Below are 7,171 nucleotides of genomic sequence, written 5' to 3'. Positions count from 1 at the left end.
ACCTTGTTCTCCCAGGTGAAGCCCATGCCGCCCCAGAACTGCAGGCAGGTGTCGGGCACGGTGCGGTTCAGGCGCCCGGCCTTGAGCTTGGCCATGGTGGCCCACTCGGTCACGTCTTCTCCGGCGATGTAGCGTTCACACGCCAGGTAGGTCAGCGCGCGCAGGCTCTCCACCTCGGTTTTCAGCTCGGCGAGCTTGAACTGCACCCACTGCTGGTCGGCCAGGCTGGCGCCAAACAGCTTGCGTTCCTGCGCCCACTCCACCGTCCAGCCGATGCAGTTGGTCAGGCTCTCCAGCGTGCTCGCCGCGCACCACAGGCGCTCCTCTTGAAACTGCTGCATCTGGTAGATGAAGCCCGCGCCCTCCTGGCCAATGCGGTAACGCTGCGGCACGCGCACCTCGTCGAAATAGATGAGCCCGGTGTCGCTGCTGTTCATGCCGATCTTGCGGATCTTCTGCGCCACCTCGATGCCTTTGACGAGCTTGCCGTTCTCGCGCATGGGCACCATCACCAGGCTCTTGTTCTTGTGCGCCGGGCCTTCGCTGGTGTTGACCAGCATGCACATCCAGTCGGCCTGCAGGCTGTTGGTGATCCACATCTTCTGGCCGCTGATCACGTAGTCGTCGCCGTCCTTGCGGGCGAAGCTCTTGATGCCGGCCACGTCGCTGCCGGCGGCGGGTTCGCTCACGCCGATGCAGCTCACCATGTCACCGGCAATGGCGGGCGCGAGAAAGTCGCGCTTGAGTTCTTCGCTGCCGAAGCGCGCGAGCGCGGGCGTGGCCATGTCGGTCTGCACGCCAATGGCCATGGGCACACCGCCGCAGTGGATGTGGCCCAGCGTCTCGGCCATGGCCATGCCGTAGGAATAGTCGAGCCCGGCGCCGCCAAACGCCTCGGGCTTGGTCAGGCCCAGCAGGCCCAGCTCCCCCAGCCCCTTGAACACCTCGTGCGCCGGAAAGATCTCGGCCTTCTCCCACTCGTCCACCTGCGGGTTGATGTGCTCGTCGATGTAGCGCTTGAGCGTCTTCTGGATCTCGCGGTGCTCGTGGGTGAACTGCATTTTTTGTCTCCTGTGGTTTTGAATGGGTGCTTACATCCTCGCCACGCCGAACTGCATGGGCCGGGGTTCGCAGGCCGCCGCCTCGGCGCAGGTGTCCAGGCAGAAGGCGAGCACGGCGCGGGTGTCGCGCGGGTCGATCACGCCGTCGTCGAGCACCAGGCCGCTGGTGTAGAAGGCGTCGGCCTGGCTCTCGAACACGTTCACGATCTGGTCGAACTGGGCCTGCATCTGCACCGGGTCGGGCGTGATGCCTTTGCGCGCCATGCCGGCCTCGGCCACTATTCTCATGGTGCGTGCGGCCTGCTCGCCGCCCATCACCGCCGTCTTCGCTTGCGGCCAGCTGAAGAGAAAACGCGGCTCGTAGCCGCGCCCGCACATGCCGTAGTTGCCGGCGCCAAACGACGCCCCGCACTGGATGGTGATCTGCGGCACGGTGGCGCTGGTCACGGCCTGGATCATCTTGCTGCCGTGCTTGATCATCCCGCCCTGCTCGCTGTCCTTGCCCACCATGTAGCCGGTGGTGTTCTGCAAATACACGATGGGATGGCCGAGCTGGCACATCCACTGGATGAAGTGCGTGGCCTTGTTGGCGCCCGCCACGTCGATCGGGCCGTTGTTGCTGATGATGCCCACCGCATGGCCGTGGATGCGGGCCTGCACGCAGAGCGTGGAGGCGCCGAAGAGGGCCTTGAATTCGAGCAACTCGGAGCCGTCGACGATGCGGGCCATGACTTCGCGCATGTCGACGGGTTCGCGGTGGTGCGGCGGCATGAGGGCGAGGAGTTCTTCGCTCGGGAGGAGGGGTTGGCGCTCGTGGCCCCCACCCCTGCCCTCCCCCAGGGGGGGAGGGAGCGAAGGCCCTCCCCTGGCTGGCTCCCTCCCCCCCTGGGGGAGGGCTGGGGAGGGGGCCCGCCCCGCCAACTGCCCCACCACCCGCCGCGCAATCCCCAAAGCCTCCCGGTCATCTTCCGCCAGATACTCACCCAAGCCCGAAACACAGGTGTGCATCTCCGCCCCACCCAGTTCCTCCTCGGTGGCCACCTCGCCAGTCGCAGCCATCAACAACGGAGGCCCCGCCAGAAACGCCCGTGAGCGACCCCGCACCATGATCACCACGTCGCTCAGTCCCGGCATGTAAGCCCCACCCGCCGTGCCCGAACCGTGCTGCACCGTGATCACCGGCAGGCCGGCGGCCGAGTGGCGCGCGAGGTTGCGGAACAGGGATCCACCGTGCACGAAACCTTCCACCTGGTACTTCATGAGGTTGGCGCCGGCGCTCTCCACCAGGTGCACAAACGGCAGCTTGTTTTCCAAGGCGATGTCCTGCACGCGCAAGATCTTCTCCAGCCCGCGTGGCTGGATGGCGCCGGCCTCGATGCCCGAGTCGCTCGCCACCACCATGCAGCGCACACCGGCAATGAAGCCGATGCCCGCCACCATGCCGCCGCCAGGCACCGACCTGGCGGGGTCTTTCGTGTCTTGAAGAAAACCGGCCAGTGAACACAGCGGCAGATACGGTGCGCCCGGGTCGAGCAGCAGGGCCACGCGCTCGCGCGGCAGCAGCTGGCCGCGTTTGTCGAACACCGGTTTCGATTTGGCCGAGGTCTGTGCTGCGCGGTCTTCGAGCGCGCGCAGTTGCACGATGCGCGCGAGCATGGCGTTGCGACGCTCATGCGCCTGCGGACTCTGGGGATTGAAAGACGATTCAAACATCCTGAAAGACCTTCGGCGTCACATACCGATGAAACCCATCGAAGGGTTTGACGGCGTCCCGGTCCTGAACTGACACAGGTGCTGCCACCTGGCCCCAGCCCATGCGCACCTGAGGCCGCGCACCGTCCACGCGCAGCACGCTGCCGCTGATGAAGCTCGCCGCGGGCGAGAGCAGAAACACGATGGCGGCCGAGGTTTCCGCTTCGTTGCCGAAGCGCCCGGCCGGCACCGTTTCGCGCATCTCGCGCAGCATGGGGCCCGCCTCGGGTGGGTAGTGGTCCATGCCGCTGGAGGCGATGTAGCCCGGTGCCACCGCGTTCACGCGCACGCCGCTGCGTGCCCACTCCAGCGCGGCGGTCTCGGTGAAGTTCACCATGCCCGCGCGCGCCGCGCCGCTGTGGCCCATGCCGGGCATGGAACCCCACATGTCGGCCACGATGTTGACGATGGCCCCACCCTGCGCCTGCATGCTCTGCACGTAGCACTCGCGTGCCATGAGAAAGCCGCCGGTGAGGTTGGTGTCGATCACAGCTTGCCATCCCTTGGCGCTGATGTTTTCCAGCGGGGTGATGTACTGGCCGCCCGCGTTGTTCACCAGGCCGTCGATGCGGCCGTGCACGCCGACGATGGCCGTGACCACGGTGCGCACCGTGTCTTCCTCGCGGATGTCGCAGGCGTGAAAGCTCGCGCGGCCCCCGTCGGCCACGATCTCGCCGGCCGTGTCCTGCAGCTTCTCCAGCTTGCGGCCGATCAGCACCACATGGGCGCCCAGGCTGGCGAGTTCGTGTGCGGTGCAGCGGCCAATGCCCGAGCCACCACCGGTGACCACGATCACGCGGCCGTGCAGCAGGCCGGGGGCAAAGGCGGAGCGGTAATGTGAAGTCATGCGGGCTCCTTCAAAAAGAGTTGCAAGGCCGAGGTGGTGAGCTCGTCGAGCGAGGCACGCCCTCGGGCCCTGGCGCTGCGACCGGAGGGCGGTGCGTACCACTGCACCGACCAGTTGAGCGCGCCAAAGATCATGAGCCGCGCGAGCACCGGATCGCCCGTGAGTTGACGGGTGGCGTGCAGCGCCTCGAACACCGGCACCCACGCCGCTTCGTATTCGTCCTTGAGGCGGTTGACCTCACTGCGCTGGGTGGCGTCGAGCGAGCGCCATTCGTACAGCATCACGGGAATGAAGTCGCTGTCGGGCCCGAGCAGCACGTCGAAGTGGTTGCGCACCAGCACCCTCAAACGTTCGCGCACATCGGCGTGGGGTGGCAGATCGGCCAGCGCAGCGTTCTGCCGCTGCAGCGCACCCTGCATGCCCTCGAGCATCACGGCGGCCAGCAGCGCTTCCTTGCTCTCGAAGTGATAGAACGGCGAGCCCGAGCGCATGCCCACGGCGGTGGCGATGTCGCGCGTGCTGGTGCCGGCAAAACCCTGTGCCCTGAACAACTTCGCGGCACCGCGAATCAGCTCGCGCCGCCGGTTGCCATCGTCGCGCTCGTCGGCGGTCTTGCGCGGCCGCCCACGTGCGCGGCGGGGCGCTTCGGCGCCCACCTCGGCGGCCAGGGATTCGGGAAGGTCCAGGTTCATGGCGGCCACCATAGCAGCGCCGCTGAATTTCAACAAGCACTTGCTTTGTGAAAATGTGAACAGCTGTCTCCGGCTCGACATCGGCGGGCAGCACATGCCCTGAGGGCACCCCGTTTCTGCGACCATGCCGCATGCACAAACCCTTCGACATCATCGTGTTCGGCGCCACCGGCTTCACCGGTCGGCTGGTGGCCGAGTACCTGCACACCACCTACGGCGTGGGGCGCAGCGTGGCCTGGGCCATGGCCGGGCGCAGCCGGGAAAAGTTGACCCAGGTGCGCGATGCGCTGGGCATCGGTACCGACCTGCCGCTGCTGGTGGCCGACGCCACCGACGCGAAAGCGCTGGCGCAACTGGTGGCCCAGGCCCGCGTGGTCATCACCACCGTGGGGCCGTACCAGCGGCACGGCCAGGCGCTGGTGGACGCCTGCGCGCAGGCCGGCACCGACTACGTGGACCTGTGTGGCGAGCCGGGCTGGATGGCGCAGATGATCCCGCGCCTGCAAGGCCCGGCGGCGGACAGTGGCGCGCGCATCGTGTTCTCGTGCGGGTTCGACTCGATCCCCTTCGACCTCGGTGTGGTCTACCTGCAGCAGGAAGCCTTGCAGCGCCTGGGCGCGCCGCTGGTGCGGGTGCACGGCCGGGTGAAGGTGATGAAGGGCGGCTTCTCGGGCGGCACGGCGGCCAGCCTGATCGCCACGCTGGAGGCCGCCGGGCGAGACCCGGCACTGGCGCGCACGATGGCCGACCCGTTTGCGCTCACCCCCGGCTTTCGTGGGCCGAAGCAGCCCGACGACAGCACCGCCGCGTTTGACGAACTCGCGCAGTCGTGGAGCGGCCCGTTCGTCATGGCGCCCATCAACACCAAAAACGTGCACCGCACCCATGCGCTGCGCGGCCACCCTTGGGGTACGGACTTCGTTTACAGCGAACGCATGTTGACCGGCAGCGGCGACGGCGGCGAGAAGCGCGCCAAGGCCCTGGCGCGCAACACGCGCCTGCAGAACGCATTGCTGGCCTTTGGCCCCACGCGCGCACTCATTCGCCGCTTTGCGCTGCCGCAGCCCGGCCAGGGCCCGACGAAAGAACAACGCGAGAAGGGCCGCTACGAGGTGCTGTTCATCGGCCAGACCGCAGACGGCCGCACCCTGCGCGCCAGCGTGAAAGGCGACCGCGATCCGGGCTACGGCTCCACCTGCAAACTCATCAGCGAGACCGCGCTGTGCCTGGCGCGCGAGACCAGCCACACCATGGCACCCGGCGGCGTGTGGACGCCCGGTGCGGCCATGGGGCTGTCCCTGGTGCGCCGGCTGCAGGAGCGCGCTGGCCTCTCGTTCCAGATCGTTGAAGAAAGCCTGAAGACCTGAACCATGTCCGAGCAACACATGGCCATCGGCCACGCCAGCGAAATTCCGCCTGCCTGGGGCGCGCCGCGCACGGCCTCGCGCCGCTTCACCGTGGCGATCCGCGAACCCAGCGGCGAGGAAACGTTTCGGGTTGCCTGGGGCGAACTCAAGGCCGAGCCGGGCCTGGACTGGGTGGTGGTGCTCGACGACGGCACGGCCTGGCCGATCAAAAAAGACCTGTTCGCGCGCACCTACGAGGCCGCCGGGCCCGGGCGCTACCGCAAGGTGGAGCGCAGCCGCCTGGTGCAGGTGCCGCCCGACACCGTGGCGCTGCTGGCCACGCTCGAAGGCCCGCTCGAAGTGCGCCACCCCGACTATGTGGCCGTGGGTTCGCAAGGTGAGGTGTATGCCAACGCGGCCGACTGGGTGCGTGAACACCTGGTGTTCGACACCGTGGGCAGCGCCTGAACGCACCCCCAACCCCCTACCCATCTGTTGCAAGGAACCCCCGTGAGCCAGCTGTTTTCTCCCTTCGACCTCGGTCCGCTGCACCTGAAGAACCGCATCGTGATCGCGCCCATGTGCCAGTACTCGGCCGAACACGGCAACGCCACCGACTGGCACCTGATCCACCTCGGCCACCTGGCCCTGTCGGGCGCGGGCCTGCTGATCCTGGAGGCCACGGCGGTCACGCCCGAAGGCCGCATTTCACCCACCGACCTGGGCCTGTGGAACGAGGCCAACGAACACGCGTTGGGTGAGGTGCTCACCAAGGTGCGCCAGCACTCGGCCATGCCGATCGCCATCCAGCTCTCGCATGCGGGGCGCAAGGCATCGAGCCGCACGCCTTGGGAAGGCGGCCAGCTCATCGCGCCCGACGATGGAGGCTGGGAAACGCTGGCACCCTCGGCCATTCCCCACCTCGCGCACGAGCCGCCACCGCACGCGCTCGACGCATCGGGCCTGGACCGCATCAAGCAGGCGTTTGTGGACGCGGCCCTGCGCGCCCAACGCATCGGCATCGACGCGATTGAATTGCACGCGGCCCACGGTTACCTGCTGCACCAGTTCCTCTCGCCCATTGCCAACCAGCGCACCGACGCGTACGGCGGCTCGCTGGAGAACCGCATGCGTTTCCCGCTGGCGGTGTTCGACGCGGTGGCCGCCGTGCTGCCGGCCAACATGGCGCTGGGCATGCGCCTCTCGGGCACCGACTGGGTGGATGGCGGCTGGGACGCCGCGCAGAGTGTGGTCTTCGGCCACGCGCTCAAACAACGCGGCTGCCACTTCATGCACATCTCGAGCGCCGGCATTTCGCCGCTGCAGCAGATTCCGCTGGGTCCCAACTACCAGGTGCCGCTGGCCGAGCAGGTGAAACGCGAGGTGGGCCTGCCCACCATCGCCGTGGGCCTGGTGACCGAGCCCGAGCAGGCCGAAGCCATCATCGCCAGCGGCCAGGCCGACCTGGTGGCG

At 67.8% G+C, this 7,171-nt stretch carries 7 protein-coding genes; 3 read left to right on the top strand and 4 right to left on the bottom strand.

The annotated features are described in order from the left end of the window. The 4 genes from Q0C59_RS17475 to Q0C59_RS17460 all read right to left on the bottom strand — a co-directional run. A partial coding sequence (locus Q0C59_RS17475; protein ID WP_291217913.1) for an acyl-CoA dehydrogenase family protein occupies positions 1-1,061 on the bottom strand: 1,061 nt, incomplete at its 3' end. Positions 1,062-1,091: 30 nt separating this feature from the next. Beyond that, on the bottom strand, positions 1,092-2,774 hold the full coding sequence (locus Q0C59_RS17470) for an acyl-CoA carboxylase subunit beta (RefSeq protein WP_291217912.1): 1,683 nt from the start codon (positions 2,772-2,774) through the stop codon (positions 1,092-1,094). Further along, positions 2,767-3,660, bottom strand: coding sequence for an SDR family oxidoreductase (locus tag Q0C59_RS17465; protein WP_291217911.1), 894 nt, complete (start codon positions 3,658-3,660; stop codon positions 2,767-2,769). Before Q0C59_RS17465 ends, Q0C59_RS17470 begins: the two co-directional genes overlap by 8 nt. After that, positions 3,657-4,352: a TetR/AcrR family transcriptional regulator gene (locus tag Q0C59_RS17460; RefSeq protein ID WP_291217910.1), complete on the bottom strand. Its 696-nt coding sequence runs from the start codon at positions 4,350-4,352 to the stop codon at positions 3,657-3,659. The genes Q0C59_RS17465 and Q0C59_RS17460 overlap by 4 nt, the downstream gene beginning before the upstream one ends. A gap of 131 nt (positions 4,353-4,483) precedes the next feature. Between Q0C59_RS17460 and Q0C59_RS17455 the strand changes: the two genes are divergently transcribed. The 3 genes from Q0C59_RS17455 to Q0C59_RS17445 form a co-directional block, all read left to right on the top strand. Further along, on the top strand, positions 4,484-5,719 hold the full coding sequence (locus Q0C59_RS17455; protein WP_291217909.1) for a trans-acting enoyl reductase family protein: 1,236 nt from the start codon (positions 4,484-4,486) through the stop codon (positions 5,717-5,719). Between the two features lie 3 nt (positions 5,720-5,722). Then, a complete protein-coding gene (locus Q0C59_RS17450) occupies positions 5,723-6,166 on the top strand; it encodes a hypothetical protein (RefSeq protein ID WP_291217908.1) in 444 nt (147 codons plus the stop codon). Positions 6,167-6,208: 42 nt separating this feature from the next. After that, positions 6,209-7,171, top strand: a 963-nt coding sequence (locus tag Q0C59_RS17445; RefSeq protein ID WP_291217906.1) for an NADH:flavin oxidoreductase/NADH oxidase, incomplete at its 3' end; no start/stop codon positions are given.

The organism is Hydrogenophaga sp. (assembly GCF_022844385.1).
In the GTDB taxonomy this organism is placed as follows: domain Bacteria; phylum Pseudomonadota; class Gammaproteobacteria; order Burkholderiales; family Burkholderiaceae_C; genus Hydrogenophaga.
The sequence above is the reverse complement of the archived record's forward strand: the minus strand, read 5'-3'. Positions and strand labels throughout refer to the sequence as shown.